22 protein-coding genes are annotated in these 21,549 nt (G+C 59.8%); 12 read left to right on the top strand and 10 right to left on the bottom strand.

Features of this window, described 5'->3' with window-relative positions; all coding sequences use genetic code 11:
* The first annotated feature begins 35 nt into the window (after positions 1 to 35).
* The 6 genes from hisB to HU730_RS11545 all read left to right on the top strand — a co-directional run bounded on the left by hisB (position 36) and on the right by HU730_RS11545 (position 3,907).
* Positions 36 to 632, top strand: coding sequence for an imidazoleglycerol-phosphate dehydratase HisB (hisB, locus tag HU730_RS11570; RefSeq protein ID WP_003187781.1), 597 nt, complete (start codon positions 36 to 38; stop codon positions 630 to 632).
* Positions 632 to 1,270: an imidazole glycerol phosphate synthase subunit HisH gene (gene hisH / locus HU730_RS11565; protein ID WP_054897551.1), complete on the top strand. Its 639-nt coding sequence runs from the start codon at positions 632 to 634 to the stop codon at positions 1,268 to 1,270. The genes hisB and hisH overlap by 1 nt, the downstream gene beginning before the upstream one ends.
* On the top strand, positions 1,271 to 1,528 hold the full coding sequence (locus HU730_RS11560) for a DUF2164 domain-containing protein (RefSeq protein ID WP_032894032.1): 258 nt from the start codon (positions 1,271 to 1,273) through the stop codon (positions 1,526 to 1,528).
* A gap of 39 nt (positions 1,529 to 1,567) precedes the next feature.
* Positions 1,568 to 2,305 (top strand): 1-(5-phosphoribosyl)-5-[(5-phosphoribosylamino)methylideneamino]imidazole-4-carboxamide isomerase, encoded by a 738-nt coding sequence (hisA, locus tag HU730_RS11555; RefSeq protein ID WP_032894030.1) that lies wholly within the window; start codon positions 1,568 to 1,570, stop codon positions 2,303 to 2,305.
* 9 nt (positions 2,306 to 2,314) lie between these two features.
* Positions 2,315 to 3,085, top strand: a complete 771-nt coding sequence (gene hisF, locus HU730_RS11550) for an imidazole glycerol phosphate synthase subunit HisF (RefSeq protein ID WP_003187786.1) — start codon at positions 2,315 to 2,317, stop codon at positions 3,083 to 3,085.
* A gap of 66 nt (positions 3,086 to 3,151) precedes the next feature.
* Positions 3,152 to 3,907 carry an ABC transporter substrate-binding protein gene (locus HU730_RS11545; RefSeq protein WP_054897549.1) on the top strand — a complete coding sequence of 252 codons (756 nt, stop codon included), beginning with the start codon at positions 3,152 to 3,154 and terminating at the stop codon, positions 3,905 to 3,907.
* Positions 3,908 to 4,017: 110 nt separating this feature from the next.
* Here HU730_RS11545 and HU730_RS11540 read toward each other — a convergent pair whose 3' ends face one another.
* The 4 genes from HU730_RS11540 to gpmI all read right to left on the bottom strand — a co-directional run bounded on the left by HU730_RS11540 (position 4,018) and on the right by gpmI (position 9,218).
* Positions 4,018 to 4,791 carry a divergent polysaccharide deacetylase family protein gene (locus HU730_RS11540; RefSeq protein ID WP_186526744.1) on the bottom strand — a complete coding sequence of 258 codons (774 nt, stop codon included), beginning with the start codon at positions 4,789 to 4,791 and terminating at the stop codon, positions 4,018 to 4,020.
* Between the two features lie 2 nt (positions 4,792 to 4,793).
* Positions 4,794 to 6,107: a S41 family peptidase gene (locus HU730_RS11535; protein WP_034125537.1), complete on the bottom strand. Its 1,314-nt coding sequence runs from the start codon at positions 6,105 to 6,107 to the stop codon at positions 4,794 to 4,796.
* Between the two features lie 30 nt (positions 6,108 to 6,137).
* Positions 6,138 to 7,433 carry a murein hydrolase activator EnvC gene (locus HU730_RS11530; RefSeq protein WP_186526745.1) on the bottom strand — a complete coding sequence of 432 codons (1,296 nt, stop codon included), beginning with the start codon at positions 7,431 to 7,433 and terminating at the stop codon, positions 6,138 to 6,140.
* Between the two features lie 258 nt (positions 7,434 to 7,691).
* A complete protein-coding gene (gene gpmI / locus HU730_RS11525) occupies positions 7,692 to 9,218 on the bottom strand; it encodes a 2,3-bisphosphoglycerate-independent phosphoglycerate mutase (protein WP_186526746.1) in 1,527 nt (508 codons plus the stop codon).
* 151 nt (positions 9,219 to 9,369) lie between these two features.
* Here gpmI and HU730_RS11520 point away from each other — a divergent pair, with 151 nt between their 5' ends.
* From HU730_RS11520 to secB, 3 genes are read left to right on the top strand one after another with little or no spacing between them, the layout of a single operon-like run.
* A complete protein-coding gene (locus HU730_RS11520) occupies positions 9,370 to 9,783 on the top strand; it encodes a rhodanese-like domain-containing protein (protein WP_032901811.1) in 414 nt (137 codons plus the stop codon).
* A gap of 1 nt (position 9,784) precedes the next feature.
* Positions 9,785 to 10,039 (top strand): glutaredoxin 3, encoded by a 255-nt coding sequence (gene grxC / locus HU730_RS11515; RefSeq protein ID WP_003171118.1) that lies wholly within the window; start codon positions 9,785 to 9,787, stop codon positions 10,037 to 10,039.
* Between the two features lie 41 nt (positions 10,040 to 10,080).
* Positions 10,081 to 10,560, top strand: coding sequence for a protein-export chaperone SecB (gene secB, locus HU730_RS11510; protein WP_032894017.1), 480 nt, complete (start codon positions 10,081 to 10,083; stop codon positions 10,558 to 10,560).
* A gap of 159 nt (positions 10,561 to 10,719) precedes the next feature.
* Here secB and HU730_RS11505 read toward each other — a convergent pair whose 3' ends face one another.
* Positions 10,720 to 11,175: a tRNA (cytidine(34)-2'-O)-methyltransferase gene (locus HU730_RS11505; RefSeq protein WP_003171120.1), complete on the bottom strand. Its 456-nt coding sequence runs from the start codon at positions 11,173 to 11,175 to the stop codon at positions 10,720 to 10,722.
* On the opposite strand from HU730_RS11505, the gene HU730_RS11500 reads away from it, so the two are divergent.
* On the top strand, positions 11,174 to 11,614 hold the full coding sequence (locus HU730_RS11500) for a hypothetical protein (protein WP_060764866.1): 441 nt from the start codon (positions 11,174 to 11,176) through the stop codon (positions 11,612 to 11,614). The two genes, HU730_RS11505 and HU730_RS11500, sit on opposite strands and share 2 nt — an antisense overlap.
* Before the next feature lie 445 nt (positions 11,615 to 12,059).
* Here the strand turns inward: HU730_RS11500 and ntrC are convergent, their stop codons facing one another.
* From ntrC to glnA, 4 genes are all read right to left on the bottom strand, one after another.
* A complete protein-coding gene (gene ntrC / locus HU730_RS11495; protein WP_003187806.1) occupies positions 12,060 to 13,496 on the bottom strand; it encodes a nitrogen regulation protein NR(I) in 1,437 nt (478 codons plus the stop codon).
* On the bottom strand, positions 13,493 to 14,578 hold the full coding sequence (gene glnL / locus HU730_RS11490) for a nitrogen regulation protein NR(II) (RefSeq protein ID WP_014716523.1): 1,086 nt from the start codon (positions 14,576 to 14,578) through the stop codon (positions 13,493 to 13,495). The genes ntrC and glnL overlap by 4 nt, the downstream gene beginning before the upstream one ends.
* 358 nt (positions 14,579 to 14,936) lie before the next feature.
* Positions 14,937 to 15,476 carry a chorismate mutase gene (locus HU730_RS11485; RefSeq protein ID WP_186526747.1) on the bottom strand — a complete coding sequence of 180 codons (540 nt, stop codon included), beginning with the start codon at positions 15,474 to 15,476 and terminating at the stop codon, positions 14,937 to 14,939.
* 198 nt (positions 15,477 to 15,674) lie between these two features.
* Positions 15,675 to 17,081, bottom strand: coding sequence for a type I glutamate--ammonia ligase (glnA, locus tag HU730_RS11480; RefSeq protein ID WP_003187811.1), 1,407 nt, complete (start codon positions 17,079 to 17,081; stop codon positions 15,675 to 15,677).
* A gap of 334 nt (positions 17,082 to 17,415) precedes the next feature.
* Between glnA and thiI the strand changes: the two genes are divergently transcribed.
* Entirely contained in the window at positions 17,416 to 18,870 is a 1,455-nt protein-coding gene (thiI, locus tag HU730_RS11475; RefSeq protein WP_161904196.1) for a tRNA uracil 4-sulfurtransferase ThiI, read from the top strand.
* Between the two features lie 139 nt (positions 18,871 to 19,009).
* Entirely contained in the window at positions 19,010 to 20,830 is a 1,821-nt protein-coding gene (gene typA, locus HU730_RS11470; protein WP_014716526.1) for a translational GTPase TypA, read from the top strand.
* Between the two features lie 115 nt (positions 20,831 to 20,945).
* Here the strand turns inward: typA and HU730_RS11465 are convergent, their stop codons facing one another.
* Complete coding sequence (locus HU730_RS11465) at positions 20,946 to 21,380, bottom strand: YkgJ family cysteine cluster protein (protein WP_003187815.1); 435 nt, start codon at positions 21,378 to 21,380, stop codon at positions 20,946 to 20,948.
* Positions 21,381 to 21,549: the final 169 nt, after the last annotated feature.

Below are 21,549 nucleotides of genomic sequence, written 5' to 3'. Positions count from 1 at the left end.
TGCCTTTTTCGCCCAATGATTTTGCGGAGCTGGTGATGGCCGAACGTAAGGCATCTGTCGAGCGCGACACTCTGGAAACCCAGATCAAAGCCTCGATCAACCTGGATGGCACCGGAAAGGCCCGATTTGATATCGGTGTACCTTTTCTTGAGCACATGCTGGACCAGATCGCCCGTCACGGGCTGATCGACCTGGATATCGTCGGCAAAGGCGACCTGCATATCGACGACCACCACATGGTGGAAGACGTGGGCATCACCCTCGGCCAGGCGTTTGCCAAGGCCATCGGCGACAAAAAAGGCATCCGTCGCTACGGCCATGCTTATGTCCCGTTGGATGAAGCGCTGTCCCGTGTGGTCATCGACTTCTCCGGTCGCCCGGGTTTGCAGATGCACGTGCCGTACACCCGCGCTAACGTGGGCCGTGGCTTTGACGTCGACCTGTTCCAGGAATTCTTCCAGGGCTTTGTCAACCACGCACTGGTCAGCCTGCACATCGACAACCTGCGCGGCACCAACACTCACCACCAGATCGAAACCGTGTTCAAGGCTTTCGGCCGCGCACTGCGCATGGCCGTGGAAGTCGATGAGCGCATGGGCGGGCAAATGCCGTCGACCAAGGGCGTCCTGTAATGCAGACGGTCGCGGTTATCGATTACGGCATGGGTAACCTGCACTCGGTGGCCAAGGCCCTTGAGCATGTAGGCGCTGGCAAGGTGCTGATCACCAGCGATGCCAACGTGATTCGCGAAGCCGACCGTGTGGTGTTCCCCGGCGTCGGCGCGATTCGCGATTGCATGGCCGAGATCCGTCGCCTGGGCTTTGATAGCCTGGTGCGCGAAGTCAGCCAGGACCGCCCCTTCCTCGGTATCTGCGTGGGCATGCAAGCCTTGCTCGACAGCAGTGAAGAGAACGGCGGTGTCGACTGCATTGGCCTGTTTCCAGGGCAGGTGAAGTTCTTCGGCAAAGACCTGCATGAAGATGGCGAGCACCTCAAAGTCCCGCACATGGGCTGGAACGAAGTGCGCCGCACCGTCGATCACCCGCTGTGGCACGACATCCCGGACATGGCGCGTTTCTACTTCGTGCACAGCTACTACATCGCCGCCGGTAACCCGCGCCAGGTGGTGGGTGGCGGGCATTACGGCGTCGATTTTGCCGCCGCACTGGCCGATGGTTCGCGCTTTGCCGTGCAGTTTCACCCGGAGAAAAGCCATACCCATGGCCTGCAATTGCTGCAGAACTTCGCCGCGTGGGATGGTCGCTGGTAAATGGCCAGGAAGCCGAAGCCGCCGATCTTGAACCTCGCGCCCGAGCAGGAGCGTGAGGCTACCGACAAGATCAAGCGGTTCATGGAAGACCGCTTCGAGCTCAAGCTGGGCTCGTTCGAGGTCGCCGAAATTCTGGAGCTGTTCACCACCGAAGTGGCTCCGCATTATTACAACAGGGCGATTTTCGACACGCAGACGCTCCTTAAAGAAAGGTTCGAAAGCATCGAAAGCGACTTGTGGTCGCTTGAGAAACCCTGATTTCCCAAGCATTGCTGAATATCGAATAAGGTTTGCCAGATGCTGATTATCCCCGCTATCGATCTCAAGGACGGCGCTTGTGTCCGCCTGCGCCAAGGCCGCATGGAAGATTCCACCGTGTTCTCCGATGACCCGGTGAGCATGGCTGCCAAATGGGTAGAAGGGGGCTGCCGTCGTCTGCATCTGGTGGACCTGAACGGCGCCTTCGAAGGCCAGCCGGTCAATGGCGAGGTGGTCACCGCCATCGCCAAGCGCTACCCGACCCTGCCGATCCAGATCGGCGGCGGTATCCGCTCCCTGGAGACCATCGAGCACTACGTGAAAGCGGGCGTGAGCTACGTGATCATCGGCACCAAGGCTGTGAAAGACCCAGCCTTCGTCGCCGAAGCCTGCCGCGCGTTCCCGGGCAAGGTGATCGTCGGCCTGGATGCCAAGGACGGCTTCGTCGCCACCGACGGCTGGGCTGAAATCAGCACCGTGCAAGTGATCGACCTGGCCAAGCAGTTCGAAGCCGACGGCGTGTCCGCCATCGTTTATACCGACATCGCCAAAGACGGCATGATGCAGGGCTGCAACGTACCTTTCACCGCAGCCCTGGCAGCGGCCACCAAGATTCCGGTGATCGCTTCCGGCGGCATCCACAACCTGGGCGACATCAAGTCGCTGCTGGACGCCAAGGCGCCTGGGATCATCGGCGCCATCACCGGCCGTGCGATCTATGAAGGCACTCTGGACGTCGCCGAAGCCCAGGCTTACTGCGACGCCTACAACGGCTGAGGACTGACCATGGCGCTGGCCAAACGCATCATCCCTTGCCTGGACGTCGACAACGGTCGCGTGGTCAAGGGCGTCAAGTTCGAGAACATCCGTGACGCCGGCGACCCGGTGGAAATTGCCCGTCGCTACGATGAGCAAGGTGCCGACGAGATTACCTTTCTCGACATCACCGCCAGCGTCGATGGCCGCGATACCACGCTGCATACCGTCGAGCGCATGGCCAGCCAGGTGTTTATCCCGCTGACCGTGGGTGGCGGCGTGCGCACAGTGCAAGACATCCGCAACCTGCTCAATGCCGGTGCGGACAAGGTCTCGATCAACACCGCCGCGGTGTTCAACCCCGAGTTTGTCGGCGAAGCCGCGCAGCACTTCGGTTCGCAATGCATCGTGGTGGCTATCGACGCCAAGAAGGTCTCCGGCCCGGGCGAAACCCCGCGCTGGGAGATCTTCACCCACGGCGGGCGCAAGCCTACCGGGCTGGACGCGGTGGAGTGGGCGATGAAGATGGAAGGCCTGGGCGCCGGTGAGATCCTGCTGACCAGCATGGACCAGGACGGCATGAAAAACGGTTTCGACCTGGGTGTCACCCGCGCCATCAGCGATGCACTGGGCATCCCGGTGATCGCGTCGGGCGGCGTCGGCAACCTGCAACACCTGGCCGATGGCGTGCTTGAAGGCCATGCCAGCGCGGTGCTGGCGGCGAGTATTTTCCACTTTGGCGAATACACCGTGCCCGAGGCCAAGGCCTACATGGCAGCGCGCGGTATCGTCGTGCGCTAAACGCTGCTGGACACCATGGCAGGCTCGCGGCACTCTCTGCGCTTGCCATGGATTCCGGTAGCCTTCATGTTCAAACACCTGCTGCTCGCCCTCGCCAGTTCCTCCATGTTCATGGTGGCTACGGCACACGCCGAACAACCGTCTGACGCCTCCCTGGTGTTGCTGACGGAAAATTTCCCGCCCTACAACATGGCGAAAAACGGCAAGAACTTCGCCAAGGACGAGAACATCGAAGGCATTGCCGTGGACATCGTGCGCGAAACCTTCAAGCGCGCTGGCATTTCCTACAACCTCACTCTGCGTTTTCCTTGGGAGCGAATCTACAAGCTCGCCCTGGAACAGCCAGGTTACGGCGTGTTTGTAATGGCGCGGTTGCCAGATCGTGAAGCCTTGTTCAAATGGGTCGGCCCTATCGGCCCGGACGATTGGGTGTTGCTGGCCAAGGCAGACAGCAAGATCGAGTTGGAAAATCTGGAGCAAGCGCGCCGCTACAAGATTGGCGCCTACAAAGGCGATGCCATTGCCGAAAGCCTGGACAAGCAGGGGCTCAAGCCGATAGTCGCCCTGCGTGACCAGGATAATGCGCAAAAGCTTATGGAAGGCCAGATCGACCTCTGGGCCACAGGCGACCCTGCTGGGCGTTACCTGGCGCGGCAGGTGGGAGTGAACGGGCTCAAGACGGTATTGCGCTTCAACAGTGCGCAGCTTTACCTGGCGTTGAACAAAGACGTGCCGGATGAGCTGGTGGCCAGGCTCCAGGCCGCATTGGATGAGTTACGCAACAGCGGCCGTATAGACGAAATCATGGCGCAATATCTGTAAGTGAGCTGTTGTGGCGAGGGAGCTTGCTCCCGCTGGGCTGCATAGCGGCCCTGAAATCGTGGGAGCGCTTCGCACTCCAGCGGGAGCAAGCTCCCTCGCCACAGTGATTGTCAGCGATAGATGCCGTTTTTGCCGTGGGCACTCATCGCCCGATTACTGCGCACGCTGATCATCAACTTGATATCGATCCACTCCACGCCCTGCGCCTTGAGCTTGGGCAACTCGCGCTCCAGCACCGCCAGCGTCTGTGGGTAAGGATGCCCGATCATGACTGCCGAACCCTGTTTATGCGCCAGTTTGATCGCGGTCTGCAGTTGCGTGGTAATCGCCGCCTCGATGCGTTCGTCATCGAGAAATACATCCCGCGACACATGGGCCAAACCGATCTTCTGCGCCTCGGCGGCGGCGACGGTTTGCGCACTGGTGCGGCTGTCGACGAAGAACTTGTGACGCCGTTGCAACTCACCCATCAGCCAGGCCATCGCTGCCGGTTGTGCGGTCATGCGGCTGCCCATGTGGTTGTTGATGCCGGCGGTGTAGGGCACGGCTTCAAATGCCGCGTCCAGGCGTTTGCCCAGTTCTTCGATGGACAGCTCCGGGTGCCAGGCGAATGGGCCGGTGGCCGGGTCCATGGGCATGTGCAGGATCACGATCTTGCCAGCCTTGTGGGCCTCACGGGCAAATTCGGCGGCGTGGGGCGTGTCCGGCATGATGGCGGCGGTCACCGGGCCGGGTAGCGCAAGCACGCGACGATCCCGAGGCAGGTTTTGCCCCAGGTCGTCGATGATAAGCGTCAGGTAGGCTTTGTGCGGTTCGCTGGCAGTGGCCGCTTGAGCGACCCCTGCCAGGCTGCACAGCACAGCGAAGATCAGGGCAAGACGCATGATCAACGGCTGCGGGTGATGCTCAAGCCCTTGAGCAGGCTGAGCGCCTGGGCCAGTTGGTAGTCATCGTCCTGCGGCATCGGCTTGGCCTTGGCGCGGCTGCCGGTTGGCTGGTCGGCACCGCCGTTGCCATTGCCCAGGTGGCCTTGCAGGTCGGCCTCTTTGTAGTATTCGCCATCGATCTCGTTGGTGATCTTGGCGCGGCGTACTTCGATGTCCGGCACGATGCCCTGGGCCTGGATCGAGCGGCCGTTCGGCGTGTAATACAGCGCCGTGGTGATCTTCAGTGCACGGTCGTTGTTCAGCGGCAATACGGTCTGCACCGAGCCTTTGCCGAAGCTGGTGGTGCCCATCAGCACGCCGCGCTTGAGGTCTTGCAGGGCGCCGGCGACGATTTCCGAGGCCGAGGCGCTGCCGCCGTTGATCAATACCGCCAGTGGCACGTTCTCGCTGAGGTCGTTGCCGGTGGCCGAGAAGCGCAACTCGGAGTTGGCGATACGGCCCTTGGTGTAGACGATCAGGCCCTTGGTGACGAAGTGGTCGACCACCTCGACCGCCGACTGCAACACGCCGCCTGGGTTGTTGCGCAGGTCAAGCACGATGCCGTTGAGCTTCTTGCCGTTGTCCTTGCGCAGCTTGGCCAGGGCCTTGGCCACTTCGTCGCCGGTCTTGACCTGGAACTGGGTGATACGGATGTAGCCGTAGCCCGACTCCAGCAACTGGCTTTTCACGCTCTTGACCGTGATGGTTGCACGGGCCAGGGTCACGTCAAACGGGTTGCCGCCGTCGCGTACCAGGGTCAGGGTGATCTTCTGGCCGAGCTTGCCGCGCATCTTGTCGACGGCTTCGGTCATGGTCTGGCCACGGGTCGGCTGGCCGTTGATCTTCACGATCAGGTCGCCGGCCTGGATGCCGGCCTTGGACGCCGGGGTGTCGTCGATAGGCGAGACCACTTTTATCTGGCCGTCTTCGGAGCCCACTTCGATGCCCAGGCCGCCGAACTCACCGCTGGTGCTTTCCTGCAGCTCGGCGAAATCTTCCGGGCCCAGGTAGGCGGAGTGCGGGTCGAGGTTGCTGAGCATGCCCTTGATGGCATTTTCCAGCAGGGCCTTGTCGTCTACGGGTTCGACATACGCTGCCTTGATCCGGTCCATGACCTCGGCAAAGGTGCGCAGCTCGTCCAGCGGCAATGGCGCCTTGGTCGTCGCAGCCATGGCAGGTGCAGCCGGTGCGGCCTGGTCGGCAAAAGCCAGAGGCGCGCCGATCACCAGGGCGATCGTCAGGGCCAGCGAAGTGAGGCGGGACAAATGCAGCATGTCGAACGAACTCCTAATGTAGATGCGACCCTATCCTTGGGACCGGCACCATTGTGCAGGGTCGCTCGGGCGGCCCTGCTGACGAATAGCGAAGTACAGCGCCGGGGTATCCTGGCCGCCACTGTTACCGACAGTGGAGATGGATTCACCGGCTTTTACAACATCACCTGCCGACTTGAGTAATGTCTGATTGTGGCCGTAAAGGCTCAAATAGCCATTACCGTGGTCAAGAATCACCAGCAAGCCGGCGCCCCGCAACCAATCGGCGAACACCACGCGCCCACCGTGCACCGCGTGGACCTGGCTGCCGGCAGAGGCGCTGATCATCACGCCATCCCACTTGGCGCGGGTGTCATCGCCACGGGTTTCCCCAAAGCGTGCCAGTAATCGACCATCAACCGGCCATGGAAGTTTGCCTCGTGCTGAAGCAAAAGGGCCACCGAACGACTCGCCGCTGCTGGAAACCAGCGGGCCAGGGGCTGCACGCGCCGGTTTGCGCGGCGCCGGAGCGTCGGTGGTGGCAGCCAGTTCGGCCTCACGCTGACGCTTTTTTTCGGCTTCCTGCTGGGCGATCAGCGCTTTTTGCCGCGCTTCTTCGGCCTCGCGTGCCTGGCGGGCCAGGGTTTCTTCAATGGTCTTGAGGACTTTGGCCAGGTCGGCCTGATCTTGCTCGCGGGCCTGCAACTTGGCGTCGCGGACTTTTACGTCGCTGTTGAGCTTGGCCAGGGCCTGCTGGCGTTCCTTGCGTACTTTATCGAGCTGGTCGCGCTGGGTGTCGAGGGCAGTTTTCTGGTCGAGAAGCTGCGATTGCTGGTCGGCGATTTCCTGTTCGACATTGGCCAATTGGCGCAGGGTTTCGTTAAACCCCTTCAATTGCGCCAGGCGCGCCTGGCTCAGGTAGTCGTAATAGGTGAGGGTACGGGCGAATTTTTCCGGGTTCTGCTGGTTGAGCAGCAGCTTGAGGTATTCCTGGCGGCCGCTCTGGTACGCGGCACGGGCCTGGATCGCGATCAGGCGTTGCTGTTCAACGCGTGCGCTCTGGAGTTTTTTTTTCTCAGCGTCGAGTCGCTCCAGTTCCGACTCGCTCTTCTTTAGTTCTTTTTGCAGCTCCTGGACCTGCTTCTCCAGCTTGCCCATTTCGGTTTCCGTGCCGCGCAGGTCTTTCTGCACCCCGGATTTTTCTTCCTGGAGCTTGCCGAGCAGCTTTTTCAGCTCGGTAATGTCCTGACGCGTAGCGTCCAACTGTTGTTGGGTTTGTGCGCGCTCATCGGCAAACGCCGGTTGGAGCAGGCAGACAAGAGCAAGGGTTATCAAGGCGCGAAGCATAGAGGCGGGCGACACCAGGGGAAAAGGACGGCCTAGTATGCCCGCCAAGCGCTGCAAAAAAAACGCCCAATTGGGGCTGGTGGGCAAGATAGGTGCCGAGTGGTGCTGGTATGGCAAAAAGATATCTCTCAAAGCGCCGCAAACCAATGTGGGAGCGGGCTTGCCCGCGATTGCGGTGGGTCAGCGACATAGATGTCGACTGATTAGCCGCTATCGCGGGCAAGCCCGCTCCCACACTGTTTTGTGGCGTACTTTGGATCAGACCAGGATCGGGGTCCCGGTCATCTCCTTCGGCTGCTCCAGCCCCATCAGCTTGAGCATGGTCGGCGCCACATCCGCCAGCACGCCACCTTCACGCACTTTCAGGTCACGTTTGCCGACATAGACGAACGGTACCGGTTCGGTGGTGTGCGCGGTGTGCGCCTGGCCGGTGGATTCGTCGGACATCTGTTCGCAGTTGCCGTGGTCGGCGGTGATCAGCGCTTCGCCGCCGACTTTTTCCAGCGCGTCGACGATGCGGCCAACACATTTATCCAGGCATTCCACGGCCTTGACCGCCGCTTCCAGGTTGCCGCTGTGGCCAACCATGTCGCCGTTGGCGTAGTTGACGACGATCACGTCATAACGCTGGTGATCAATGGCGTCGACGATCTTGTCGGTGACTTCCGGTGCGCTCATTTCCGGCTGCAAGTCGTAGGTAGCGACTTTTGGCGACGGGATCAGGATGCGCTCTTCGCCGGGGAACGGCTCCTCGCGGCCACCGGAGAAGAAGAACGTCACGTGGGCGTATTTCTCGGTTTCGGCGATGCGCAGTTGGGTCTTGCCGTTCTTGGCCAGGTAGTCGCCCAGCACGTTCTCCAGGCTGCCCGGGGCGAACGCCGACGGGGCCGGGATGTTGGCGGCGTATTGGGTGAGCATGACGAACTCGACCTTCGGCTGGCGCGCGCGTTCGAAGTCCTTGAAGCCTTCATCGACGAACACATGGCTCAGTTCACGGGCGCGGTCGGCGCGGAAGTTCATGAACACCACGGCGTCGCCGTCTTCGACTTTCACCGGCTCGCCGATGGTGGTGGCTTTGACGAATTCATCGCTTTCACCGCGGGCGTAGGCCGCTTCCAGACCTTCCTGGGCGGTGGCCGCGTTGAATTCGGCCTGGCCGTCGACGATCAGGTTGTAGGCCTGGGCGACACGGTCCCAGCGGTTGTCGCGGTCCATGGCGAAGTAACGGCCCACCAGGCTGGCGATACGGCCCTTGCCCAGGGCGGCGAAGGTGGTATCCAGCAGTTCGATGGAGGATTGCGCGCTTTTAGGTGGCGTGTCGCGGCCGTCGAGGAAGGCGTGCAGATAGATTTTGTCAGCGCCGCGCTTGAACGCCAGTTCGGCCATGGCGACCAAGTGATCCTGATGGCTGTGTACGCCGCCGTCCGACAACAGGCCCATGAAGTGCACGGCCTTGCCGGCGGCAACGGCTTTATCGACCGCCGCGCAGATGGTCGGGTTCTCGAAGAACTCGCCATCGCGGATCGCCTTGGTGACACGAGTGAAGTCCTGGTACACCACTCGTCCGGCACCTAGGTTCATGTGGCCGACTTCCGAGTTGCCCATCTGGCCGTCCGGCAGGCCCACGTCCATGCCGGAACCTGAGATCAGGCCGTTGGGCACGGTGGCGGTCAGGCGGTCCAGTACCGGCTTGTTGGCCGAGTACACCGCGTTGTCGTGGTGGCTTTCACTGTGTCCGAAGCCATCGAGAATTATCAGGACCAAAGGTTTAGGCGTGGTAGTCATAGATCCTCTCGCGGCGCTAATAAAGGAAGACAATTGAAAAGGGAGTGGCAGTTTAAAGCGAAGTTCCAACCACGTCACCGCTTTACGGGGGTTGGCCCCCCCTGGCGGCTGTGTATACTTACCGCCATTTTAACGCCCTGGAACCTCCTTGATGGTTGATCACCTGATTGCATTTGCCACTGCCCACTACCTGCTTGTGGGCGCCTTCGTCATCCTGCTGGCGCTGCTGATCGCTCACGAACTGAGCCGCGGTGGTCGCAGCCTGAGCACGTCGGAGCTGACCGCGCTGGTCAACAAGGATGAGGCCGTCGTCGTCGATATTCGCCCGGCCAAGGATTATGCCGCCGGCCATATCGTTGGCGCCCTGAACATTCCCCAGGACAAGCTGATTGCGCGTCTGGGCGAACTGGAAAAGCACAAGGCCAAGACCATCATCCTGGTCGATGCCCAGGGCCAGCACTCCGGCACCCACGCCCGTGAGATGCTCAAGTCCGGCTTCACCGCCGCCAAGCTGTCGGGTGGTATCAGCAGCTGGCGTGGCGATAACCTGCCGTTGGTGAAGTGATATGAGCCAGGTTGTCGTGTATTCCAGCGATTGGTGCCCTTACTGCATGCGGGCCAAGGCCTTGCTTGAGAAAAAGGGTGTTGCCTTTGAAGAGATCAAGGTCGATGGCAAGCCCCAGGTGCGCGCCGAAATGGCCCAGAAGGCTGGCCGCACGTCGGTCCCGCAGATCTGGATCGGCACCCGGCATATCGGTGGTTGCGACGACCTGTTCGCTCTGGAGCGCGCCGGTAAACTTGATGCGCTGCTGTCCGCCTGACGCCTAAACCCTCAAGAACCCAAGATAAAGAAGGATCTGCGATGACTGATCAACAGAACACCGAAGCAGCAGAAGCTCAAGGCCCACAGTTCTCGCTGCAGCGGATCTACGTGCGTGACCTGTCGTTCGAAGCGCCAAAAAGCCCGGCCATCTTCCGTCAGGAGTGGACCCCAAGCGTTGCGCTGGACCTGAACACCCGTCAGAAATCCCTGGAAGGTGACTTCCACGAAGTCGTGCTGACCCTGTCGGTCACCGTCAAGAATGGTGAAGAAGTCGCTTTTATCGCTGAAGTGCAACAGGCCGGTATCTTCCTGATCCAGGGCCTGGACGAAGCGTCCATGAGCCACACCCTGGGTGCGTTCTGCCCGAACATCCTGTTCCCGTATGCCCGTGAGACCCTGGACAGCCTGGTCACCCGTGGTTCGTTCCCGGCCCTGATGCTGGCCCCGGTGAACTTCGATGCCCTGTACGCCCAAGAGCTGCAGCGCATGCAACAGGAAGGCGCGCCAACCGTTCAGTAATTTGCTGAGCGATGCCGTTCTAAAATGTGGGAGCGGGCTTGTGTGGGAGCTGGCTTACCTGCGATAGCATCACTGCGGTGTGACTGACACACCGAGGTGCCTGCATCGCGGGCAAGCCCGGCTCCCACACAAGCCCGCTCCCACATTTGTTATGCGGTGTTATTTAAAGCCCAGTTGGCGCCAGCCTTCATAGACGGCAACGGCTACGGTGTTCGACAGGTTCAGGCTGCGGCAGCCTTCACGCATCGGCAAGCGCAGGCGATGGCCATCGGGCAATGCGTCAAGCACCTCGGCCGGCAGGCCTCGGCTCTCCGGGCCGAACAGGAACGCGTCGCCCTCGGCAAAGCTGGCATCATGAAACGGCCGCGAGCCCTTGGTGGTGAACGCGAACAGCCGAGGGTGGCCCAGGCTCTCCAGGCAACTGGCCAGGTCGGCATGGCGCTTGAGGGTGGCGTACTCGTGGTAGTCCAGCCCGGCACGGCGCAGGCGCTTGTCGTCCATGTCAAAGCCCAACGGCTCGATCAAATGCAGGTGGCAGCCACTGTTGGCGCACAGCCTGATAACGTTGCCGGTATTCGGCGGAATTTCTGGTTGAAAAAGGATGACGTGAAACATGCACGGCTCCGAAGGCAAAGATGCGCTGCATTCTACCCCCGAAGACGACCCGAGACCGAAGCTATTGCCGAGGGTGTTGGGCTCATTGGCGATTGTCGGCTTGATGATTGGCTTGATGATCGGTCGCTTGACCACCCCCGAGCCGCTTGAGCTGCAACAGGTAGAACCTGCGGCGGATGGTTTGGTGGTGTGGTTCAACGACGAACCCAAGCTGCACGGCGAGCATATCGACGGCACCGTGGCGTTGCTGTTTGACGCCCAGGGCAAGGCTGCCAGCGGGCAGCTCAAGGTCAACGGCAAGGACGTAAATTGGCGCATACGCAAGACCGACGCTGGCCTGCTGCTCAACCTGGTGGCGGCTCGGCCGTTGCGTGGGGAATGGAGCGGTGCAGAGGTCGATGGCCGCTGGCGGCTGGAGATCCATCTCCAAGAGCAATAAAAGAGGGAGTTCCCGGCCTGCCTGTACCAGGGCTCCCAAAACGGGGTGAAGCCTGAGGCTTCGGTGTTAAAGAGGGGATTCTCGGCCTGCCTGTACCAAGGTCCCCGAAACTGGGTAGTACTGGGGCTATTGCAGGGGGCGTGCCAAAACTTGCATTTGCCGTTGGAAAAAAATGCCAAAAAGCGCAAAGCCCCGGAATACGGGGCTTTGTCTATTTCTACTGCCAAGAAATTTGTAGCGAAAGCGATATGCGAGTTTTCTGGTCTGTGCTCAATGCCGGTTCATCGTGCATTGAAGCGGTGCACAGTCTGCAGGCATTGCACAAAACCAATGTGGGAGCTGGCTTGCCTGCGATGACGGCGTGTCAGCCCTATACAGGGTGGCTGACACACCGTCATCGCGGGCAAGCCCGGCTCCCACACTGGGCCTTCAGCGGTCTTGGGGTTCAGGCCTCATCACCTTCATCATCATCCCCACCATCCACCTTCATCCCCAATTCCTTGATCTTGCGCGTCAGGGTATTGCGCCCCCAGCCCAGCAGCACGGCCGCATCGCGACGACGGCCTGCAGTGTGCTTCAGGGCAGTCTCGATCATGATCCGCTCGAACGCCGGCACCGCGCTGTCCAGCAGGTTCGACTGGCCGCGTGCCAAGGCCTGGTCCGCCCATTGGCGCAGCGCCTGTTCCCAGTTGGTCACGGGAGCCGAGTCCTGCGGCAGGCTCAGCAGCTCCGGCGGCAGGTCGCTGATGTGCACTTCACGCCCGGACGCCATCACGGTGATCCAGCGGCAGGTGTTCTCCAGCTGGCGCACGTTGCCGGGCCACGGCAGGTTCTTTAGGTATTCCTCGGTCTCGCTTTTGAGCAGCTTGGGCTCCACCGCCAGCTCCAGGGCGGCGCGGCTGAGGAAGTGGCGGGCGAGGGTGGGGATATCTTCGCGACGGTCCGACATGCGCGGGATGTGGATGCGGATCACATTGAGGCGGTGGAACAAGTCCTCACGGAATTTACCCGCATGCACCAGGGTTTCCAGGTTCTGGTGGGTGGCCGCGATGATGCGCACATCCACCTTCACCGGCGTATGCCCGCCCACACGGTAGAACTCGCCGTCAGCCAGCACGCGCAGCAAGCGAGTCTGGGTATCGGCCGGCATGTCGCCGATTTCGTCGAGGAACAGCGTGCCGCCGTCCGCCTGTTCAAAGCGTCCGCGACGCAGGTTGGCCGCGCCCGTGAAGGCGCCTTTCTCATGGCCGAACAACTCGGACTCCATCAGGTCCTTGGGGATCGCCGCCATGTTCAGCGCGATAAACGGCGAGGCCGCCCGTGGGCTGTGGCGGTGCAGGGCGTGGGCCACCAGTTCTTTACCGGTCCCCGATTCGCCGTTGATCAGCACAGTGATGTTGGAGTGGCTCAAGCGCCCGATGGCGCGAAACACTTCCTGCATCGCCGGCGCTTCCCCGATGATTTCCGGGGTGCGGGTCAGGGTCGGCGGCGCTTCCTGGTTCTGTTGTTCCTGGGCGTGCTGGTTGGCGCGCTTGACCAGCGCCACCGCTTCATCCACATCGAATGGTTTGGGCAGGTATTCAAAGGCGCCGCCCTGATAGGACGCGACAGCGCTGTCCAGGTCCGAGTGGGCGGTCATGATGATCACCGGCAGGCGCGGGTGCTGCTCGCGAATGCGCGCCAGCAAGTCCAGGCCACTGGCGCCAGGCATGCGGATATCGGAAATGATCACGTCCGGCTGCTGACGTGCCAGGCGGCTCATCACCCCATCGGCGCTGTCGAAGCTCTGGGTGGTCATGCCTTCTTGTTGCAAGGCTTTCTCGAGGACCCAGCGGATAGAACGGTCGTCATCGACGATCCAGACAGTTTCACTACGGCTCATGTCGTGGGGGCTCCTTGTTCCAATGGCAGGAAGATCGAGAACGTGGTGTGGCCAGGGTGGCTCTCACATTCGATCAGGCCCTGGTGCTGGCTGATGATGTTCTGGGTGATGGCCAGGCCCAGCCCGGTACCGTCCGGGCGGCCGCTGACCATGGGAAAGAAGATGGTTTCCTGCAGCTCCGCAGGAATGCCGGGGCCGTTGTCGATGATCTCGACCTTGGTCACCAGGCGGTGGCGCACATGGCCGATGGTGAACTGGCGCAGGGCGCGGGTGCGCAGGCTGATGCGGCCCAGGCGTAGCTCATTCTGGCTGCTGATGGCCTGCATGGCGTTGCGCACGATGTTGAGCACCGCCTGGATCATCTGTTCGCGGTCGATCAACACGTCGGGAATACTTGGGTCGTAGTCGCGCACCAAGGTGATGCAGCCTTGGCTTTCGGCCTCGACCAATTGGCAGACCCGCTCCAGCACCTCATGCACGTTGGTCATCGCCAGGGACGGCAGCTTGTTGGAGCCGAGCATGCGGTCTACCAGGTTACGCAGACGGTCGGCTTCTTCGATGATGACGTTGGTGTAGTCCTTGAGGTGCTCGTCCGGCAGCTCACGGGACAACAACTGTGCCGCGCCGCGAATGCCGCCCAACGGGTTCTTGATCTCGTGGGCGAGGCCACGCACCAGCATCTTGCTGGTTTCCTGCTTGGACAGCTGTGCTTCCTCCTTGGTGATGCGCAGCAGGCGGTCGCGAGGGTGGACTTCGAGTAGCAGCAGGGTCGCGCCATTGCTCAGGATCGGGGTCACGGCGTAGTCGACGGTCAACGTTTGTCCGGTGAGCGCGGTGAGCATCGCTTCGCGCTTGGTGAACGGATGTGCCTGCTCCACGGCCTGGCGCAACGAACTCAAGGCTTCGGCCGACTCAGTGAACAATTCGCTGATGAACTGCCCATGGCTGCGCTGGCCGCTGATCGCCAGGAGCATCTCCGCCGCCGGGTTCATGTACTCAAGGCGCAGGTCGGCATTGAGCAGGATGGTCGCGGTGGTCAGGTTGTCGAGTAACAAACGGTGCAGTGCATCGCTGATGGTCATCGGGACCTCTTTTGGAGCAAGGCGTGGGCTTGAGGCACACGCTGATACAAGGAAAATGCAAAAACCAAACCAAGGCTCCGAAAAGAAGCGCTAATGCCCTGAAATAAGGGTTTCAGGCGCGAAACTGTGGCGTTCTGCCAGCCTCAACGGGAAGTTTCGAACCAAAATGGGCTGGGCAATTGAGAAGGGTGCAGGCTATCGCACCAATATAGTGCGGTTTTGTGAAGGTTGTTCAGCAACTGAAGATTTAAGGCGAATCGCAGTCAGTGTGGGAGCTGGCTTGCCTGCGATAGCGGTGGTGCATTCAACAACGCTATCGCAGGCAAGCCAGCTCCCACATGTTTGAATGGGGTTGCAGTCACTCGCCTTTGTAGATGCACAGCTCGGCGGTGGCGCGGATCATCGCCAGTTGGCGCAGCGGATCATTCAGCGGTTCGTGCACGGCCTCGGCCAGCCATTGGGGGCATTTGGGGTCTGTGCGCAGGGGGGTGAAGTCGGCCAACTGCTGCAGCAGCCTTTTTTGCAGATCGTCCAGTTGCGGGCGGATCTGCTGGACCAGGTCCGGGCGCGGGTCGTCGGGCGCTTTGCCCTGGAACTGCCAATCGGACAGATGGGTGTATTGCACCAGTTTGTTGGCTTCGATCTGGGCGGCGAAGAACTGCTCGGCAGCGGCCGGGTCCAGCTTGTAGCGCGGCGCCTGGGCAGTGACGCTGGCGATCACCTCTTGCTCGCGCTTCTTGTCCTCCACGGGTTTGTGGCTGTCCCATTTGCTCAGTGCTACCTGGTCGGCAATCTCCAGGCGTTCGGCGATGCTGTTGAGCAGGGGTTCCAGCGTAGGCGGCGCTGCGCTCGCACTGGCACTGATGAACAGCAGGGCAAATACAAGTCGATATTTCAAGGGCGATCCTCTGTAGGAGCGAGCTTGCTCGCGAAGGTCGCTAACGATAACGCGCCAATGTTGAAAAAATGCGGTGTCTTTGCGTTTTTCGCGAGCAAGCTCGCTCCTACAGGAGGGGGACGTAAATAATCTCAGGCAAAAAAAAGACCTCCCGAAGGAGGTCTTTCTCATCACGCTACCTCAAGCAGCGCTACCGGATTAGCAGCTGTAGTACAGCTCGTATTCCAGTGGGTGTACGAAGGTGCGTACTTTGATTTCTTCTTCGCTTTTCAGGGCGATGTAAGCGTCGATGAAGTCGTCGCTGAAAACGCCGCCCTTGGTCAGGAACGCACGGCCCTTGTCCAGCTCTTCCAGGGCTTCTTTCAGGCTGCCGCACACTTGTGGGATCTCTTTGGCCTCTTCAGGCGGCAGGTCGTACAAGTTTTTGTCGGCGGCGTCGCCAGGGTGGATCTTGTTCTGGATACCGTCCAGGCCGGCCATCATCAGGGCGGCGAAGGCCAGGTAAGGGTTGGCAGCCGGGTCTGGGAAGCGCGCTTCGATACGACGGCCTTTAGGGCTGTTGACGTAAGGAATACGGATCGAAGCGGAGCGGTTGCGTGCCGAGTAGGCCAGCATCACCGGCGCTTCAAAACCTGGGACCAGACGCTTGTAGGAGTTGGTCGACGGGTTGGTGAAGCCGTTCAGGGCCTTGCCGTGCTTGATGATGCCGCCGATGAAGTACAGAGCGGTGTCGGACAGGCCGGCATAGCCTTCGCCGGCGAAGGTGTTCTTGCCGTCTTTGGAAATCGATACGTGAACGTGCATGCCCGAGCCGTTATCGCCGTACAGCGGCTTAGGCATGAAGGTAGCGGTGCGGCCATAGGCATCGGCAACGTTGTGCACGCAGTATTTCAGGGTTTGAACTTCGTCAGCCTTCTTCACCAGCGTGTTGAATTTCACGCCGATTTCGTTCTGGCCGGCAGTCGCCACTTCGTGGTGGTGAACTTCAACGGTCTGGCCCATTTCTTCCAGTGCGTTGCACATGGAAGTACGGATTTCATGGTCGAAGTCGAACGGTGGTACTGGGAAGTAGCCGCCTTTCACGCCTGGACGGTGGCCTTTGTTGCCGCCTTCCACGTCCTGGTCGGACATCCACGAGCCTTGCTCGGAGAAAATCTTGAACATGGAGCCGGAGATGTCGGATTTGAACTTCACCGAGTCGAAGATGAAGAACTCTGGCTCAGGGCCGAAGAATGCGGTGTCGCCGATACCGGTGGACTTCAGGTATTCCTCGGCACGGTGGGCGATGGCGCGTGGGTCGCGGTCATAGCCTTGCATGGTCGAAGGTTCGATGATGTCGCACACCAGGATCAGGGTCGGCTCTTCGGTGAATGGGTCGAGTACGGCGGTGCTGTCGTCTGGCAGCAGGATCATGTCGGAGGCTTCGATGCCTTTCCAGCCGGCGATGGAGGAACCGTCGAACATCTTGCCGACTTCGAAGAAGTCATCTTCCAGCGCATCGCGAGCCGGCATGGTCACGTGGTGCTGAGTGCCTTTTGTGTCCGTGAAGCGCAGATCAATCCATTTAACGTCATGATCTTTGATGAGTTGAACCGACTTCGACATGGTGTCCTCCGGGTGGCTTCGGGCTTGGGTAGTGGAGTTAGCCCTTAGAATTTGGGTGATGCCGGCGCGGATACTCCGCCAAGGCAACCTGCCTCACAAGAGAGCAAATTGCATGCCAGTGCGCCAACATGGCCGTTTTGCCTCAAAATGGCCCCTATAACGGTGCAATCGGCAAAAACGGCATAAATCGCGCACTGCAATGTAGCGTTTATTTGTGTAAATGACCCGTTTTGGTGCATTGCGTATGCAATGCATATTAACTGGTTAAACCTTGAGCGATTTCCGCTATAATCCGCGCCCCCCTTTTTCAGCAGGCCCGGCGCGCGCTGTTTCCATGAAATTAATCGTTAAAGTCTTCCCCGAGATCACCATCAAAAGCCGACCGGTACGGACGCGTTTCATCCGTCAGTTGGCCAAGAACATCCGTGCCGTGCTCCGTGACCTGGACCCGGCTGTGGTGGTGAACGGCGTGTGGGACAACCTCGAGCTGGAAACCCGCATTACCGACGCCAAAGCCTTGAAGGACATGACCGAGCGCCTGAGTTGCATGCCGGGCATCGCGCATTTCCTGCAGGTGGATGAGTACCCGCTGGGCGACTTCGACGACATCACCGAAAAGTGCAAGCAGCACTACGGTAGTGCGCTTGAAGGCAAGATTTTTTCGGTGCGCTGCAAGCGTGCCGGCAAGCATCCGTTCAGCTCCATGGACGTCGAGAAATACGTCGGCAGCAAGCTGCGTCGTGAGTGCGGCGCCGCTGGAATTTCCCTCAAAGCGCCACAAATTGAAGTGCGCATGGAAATTCGCGACCAACGGTTGTTTGTGATCCACAGCCAGCACAACAGCATCGGCGGCTACCCGCTGGGTGCCCTGGAACAAACCCTGGTATTGATGTCCGGCGGTTTCGATTCCACGGTGGCGGCCTACCAGATCATGCGTCGCGGCCTGATGAGCCACTTCTGCTTCTTCAACCTGGGCGGGCGTGCACATGAATTGGGCGTGATGGAAGTCGCGCACTTTATCTGGAAGAAATACGGCAGCTCCCAGCGCGTGCTATTTGTAAGCGTACCGTTCGAGGAAGTGCTGGGCGAAATTCTCGGCAAAGTCGATAACAGTCATATGGGCGTAGTATTGAAGCGTATGATGTTGCGCGCTGCGTCCCGAATCGCCGATCAATTGCAGATCGACGCTCTGGTGACCGGCGAAGCGATTTCCCAGGTTTCCAGCCAGACGCTGCCTAACCTGTCGATCATTGACTGCGTGACCGAGAAGCTGGTGCTACGCCCGCTGATCGCCAGCCACAAGCAGGACATCATCGACCTGGCAGAGCAAATCGGCACCGCCGACTTTGCCAAGCATATGCCTGAATACTGCGGGGTCATTTCGGTGAACCCCAAGACCCACGCCAAGCGTCACCGCGTGGAGCATGAAGAAAAAGAATTCGACATGGCGATTCTGGAGCGTGCGCTCGAGAACGCCAAGCTGGTGCCAATCGATCGAGTGATCGACGAATTGGGCCAGGATGTGCAAATCGAAGAAGTCAGCGAAGCCCTGGCCGGCCAGATCGTCATCGACATCCGTCATCCGGATGCCGCCGAGGATGAGCCGCTGGAAATCGCTGGCATCGACGTGCAAACGCTGCCGTTCTACGCATTGAACGCGCGTTTCAAGGAACTGGATAACAGCCGTCAGTACCTGTTGTATTGCGACAAAGGCGTGATGAGTCGCCTGCATGCCCACCATTTGCTCAGTGAGGGGCATGCCAATGTGCGCGTTTATCGACCGAGCTAAGAGCCCGGGGCTGTTTGCCTGTGGCCTGCGTCACCGGCCCCCCGACTCTGCCGTCAAGCTGTAACGGCAAGGCCTGACTCTACTGTTAATCGCTGCCACGACCTGTCAGCACACCGAATCCTCTGATCGAGATACACAAGTGATCGAAAATCTACGTAACATCGCCATCATTGCTCACGTTGACCATGGTAAAACCACCCTGGTAGACAAACTCCTGCGTCAATCTGGCACCCTGGAGCGCAACGAGCTCAACGACGAGCGCGTGATGGACTCCAACGACCAGGAAAAAGAGCGCGGTATTACCATCCTGGCAAAAAACACCGCTATCAACTGGAACGGCTACCACATCAACATCGTGGATACCCCGGGCCACGCCGACTTCGGCGGCGAAGTAGAACGCGTAATGTCGATGGTTGACTCCGTTCTGCTGCTGGTTGACGCTCAAGACGGCCCTATGCCGCAAACCCGTTTCGTGACCAAGAAGGCTTTCGAAGCCGGCCTGCGTCCGATCGTGTGCATCAACAAGGTTGACCGTCCAGGCGCGCGTCCGGACTGGGTTCTGGACCAGATCTTCGATCTGTTCGACAACCTGGGTGCCACCGAAGAACAGCTGGACTTCCAAGTCATCTACGCTTCGGCCCTGAACGGTATTGCTGGTCTTGACCACACCGACATGGCTGAAGACATGACTCCGCTGTACCAGTCGATCGTCGACAACGTACCAGCACCGAAAGTCGACCGTGAAGGCCCGTTCCAGATGCAAATCTCGGCACTGGACTACAACAGCTTCCTGGGTGTTATCGGCGTTGGCCGTATCGCTCGTGGTAGCGTCAAGCCGAACACCCCGGTTGTCGCTATCGGCGCCGACGGCAAGAAGCGTAACGGTCGTATCCTGAAGCTGATGGGTCACCACGGCCTGCACCGCATCGACGTTGAAGAAGCTTTCGCTGGCGACATCGTATGCGTGAGCGGTATGGACTCGCTGTTCATCTCCGACACCCTGTGCCAGCCGGACAACGTCGAGGCGATGAAGCCTCTGACCGTTGACGAGCCAACCGTTTCCATGACCTTCCAGGTAAACGACTCGCCTTTCTGCGGTAAAGAAGGCAAGTTCGTGACCTCCCGTAACATCAAGGAGCGTCTGGACAAGGAGCTGCTGTATAACGTTGCTCTGCGCGTTGAAGAAGGCGACTCGGCTGACAAGTTCAAGGTCTCCGGCCGTGGTGAGCTGCACCTCTCGGTACTGATCGAAACCATGCGTCGCGAAGGCTTCGAAATGGGTGTTGGTCGTCCGGAAGTGATCATCCGTCAAGTTGACGGCGTGAAGCAGGAACCGTTCGAAAACGTCACCATCGACACCCCGGAAGAGTCCCAGGGCAAGGTCATGGAAGAGATGGGCCTGCGTAAGGGCGACCTGACCAACATGGTGCCGGATGGCAAAGGCCGTGTGCGTCTGGAATACAACATCCCTGCTCGTGGTCTGATCGGTTTCCGTAACCAGTTCCTGACCCTGACCAACGGTGCTGGCATCCTGACCTCGATCTTCGATCGCTACGACACCATGAAGTCCGGCGACATGTCCGGCCGTCAGAACGGTGTTCTGGTATCGGTAGAAACCGGCAAGGCGCTGACCTACTCCCTGGAAACCCTCCAGGCGCGTGGCAAGCTGTTCGTTGAACACGGTCAAGAGATCTACAACGGCCAGATCGTTGGTCTGAACAGCCGCGACAACGACATGGGCGTGAACCCAACCAAAGGCAAGAAGCTCGACAACATGCGTGCTTCGGGCAAAGACGAAACCATCGCTCTGGTTCCACCTGTTCGCTTCACCCTGGAACAGGCCCTGGAATTCATCCAGGACGACGAGCTGTGCGAAGTCACGCCTAAGTCGATCCGCCTGCGTAAGAAGATCCTGGACGAAGGCGAGCGTACCCGCGCTGCCAAGAAAGCCAAGAACTGAGTTAACTCAGGCTGAATGAAAAACGCCCCCGGTCGAAAGGCCGGGGGCGTTTTTTTATGCCTGCAGTTTGTGTGTTGTGATCGTTCCCACGCAGAGCGTGGGAACGATCAAAAACTTAGAACTTGTCGAGGGTCTTGAAGTTGGTCTCGCGCACCACTTCCTTGGGCTTATACGCGCAATACCCCGGCCGCGGCCCGATTTTCGGGTGGTTGCGGCACGTATCCGGGCGCTTGTCATAAATAGTGCAAAAGCGCGTCTTACGATCCAGGTACAGGCAGTCGTTGTTGCTCATGCGCTGCAGGGTAAAAATTTCGGACTTGTTGTTGTACCGCTCGACGATGCCTTCTTTCTGCAAACGCTTGGCGATGTTCTTCGGCGGATCGCCGCGCTCGAACTCATCGACGATGCCAATGCGGATCAGGTCCTTGATCTTCACCTCCACCGGCAGCGTGCAGCAGCTGGACACGCAGCCGCCGCACATATGGGCGGAATATTTCTGCCAGGTCTCTAGACGGTCGAGTTCCGCGGCGGCGATCAGTTGAGGCTTCATCAAGGTTCCAAGGTGGGGCGTTATCCGGGCGCGCGATCATACCGGGATTGGTGGTTTTTTGAACAATATTTTGCAGGTTTCAGCTCAAAGGTTTAGCCACGGTCTGATCGGGCACGACCCCTGCATCAAATTCAGCCCATGGCGAATGAGTTAAAAAACTGCCGAACCA

The sequence above is a fragment of the Pseudomonas sp. SWRI22 genome (genome assembly GCF_014268395.2).
Taxonomy (GTDB): domain Bacteria; phylum Pseudomonadota; class Gammaproteobacteria; order Pseudomonadales; family Pseudomonadaceae; genus Aquipseudomonas; species Aquipseudomonas paracarnis.
Note: the sequence above shows the minus strand (reverse complement) of the source record. Positions and strands in the feature narration are given on the sequence as shown.

Coding starts and splice junctions, on each gene's coding strand:
- hisB (WP_003187781.1), top strand. CDS start 36: ATGGCCGAACGTAAGGCATCTGTCGAGCGCGACACTCTGGAAACCCAG.
- hisH (WP_054897551.1), top strand. CDS start 632: ATGCAGACGGTCGCGGTTATCGATTACGGCATGGGTAACCTGCACTCG.
- HU730_RS11560 (WP_032894032.1), top strand. CDS start 1,271: ATGGCCAGGAAGCCGAAGCCGCCGATCTTGAACCTCGCGCCCGAGCAG.
- hisA (WP_032894030.1), top strand. CDS start 1,568: ATGCTGATTATCCCCGCTATCGATCTCAAGGACGGCGCTTGTGTCCGC.
- hisF (WP_003187786.1), top strand. CDS start 2,315: ATGGCGCTGGCCAAACGCATCATCCCTTGCCTGGACGTCGACAACGGT.
- HU730_RS11545 (WP_054897549.1), top strand. CDS start 3,152: ATGTTCAAACACCTGCTGCTCGCCCTCGCCAGTTCCTCCATGTTCATG.
- HU730_RS11540 (WP_186526744.1), bottom strand. CDS start 4,791: ATGCGTCTTGCCCTGATCTTCGCTGTGCTGTGCAGCCTGGCAGGGGTC.
- HU730_RS11535 (WP_034125537.1), bottom strand. CDS start 6,107: ATGCTGCATTTGTCCCGCCTCACTTCGCTGGCCCTGACGATCGCCCTG.
- HU730_RS11530 (WP_186526745.1), bottom strand. CDS start 7,433: ATGCTTCGCGCCTTGATAACCCTTGCTCTTGTCTGCCTGCTCCAACCG.
- gpmI (WP_186526746.1), bottom strand. CDS start 9,218: ATGACTACCACGCCTAAACCTTTGGTCCTGATAATTCTCGATGGCTTC.
- HU730_RS11520 (WP_032901811.1), top strand. CDS start 9,370: ATGGTTGATCACCTGATTGCATTTGCCACTGCCCACTACCTGCTTGTG.
- grxC (WP_003171118.1), top strand. CDS start 9,785: ATGAGCCAGGTTGTCGTGTATTCCAGCGATTGGTGCCCTTACTGCATG.
- secB (WP_032894017.1), top strand. CDS start 10,081: ATGACTGATCAACAGAACACCGAAGCAGCAGAAGCTCAAGGCCCACAG.
- HU730_RS11500 (WP_060764866.1), top strand. CDS start 11,174: ATGCACGGCTCCGAAGGCAAAGATGCGCTGCATTCTACCCCCGAAGAC.
- HU730_RS11505 (WP_003171120.1), bottom strand. CDS start 11,175: ATGTTTCACGTCATCCTTTTTCAACCAGAAATTCCGCCGAATACCGGC.
- ntrC (WP_003187806.1), bottom strand. CDS start 13,496: ATGAGCCGTAGTGAAACTGTCTGGATCGTCGATGACGACCGTTCTATC.
- glnL (WP_014716523.1), bottom strand. CDS start 14,578: ATGACCATCAGCGATGCACTGCACCGTTTGTTACTCGACAACCTGACC.
- glnA (WP_003187811.1), bottom strand. CDS start 17,081: ATGTCGAAGTCGGTTCAACTCATCAAAGATCATGACGTTAAATGGATT.
- thiI (WP_161904196.1), top strand. CDS start 17,416: ATGAAATTAATCGTTAAAGTCTTCCCCGAGATCACCATCAAAAGCCGA.
- HU730_RS11465 (WP_003187815.1), bottom strand. CDS start 21,380: ATGAAGCCTCAACTGATCGCCGCCGCGGAACTCGACCGTCTAGAGACC.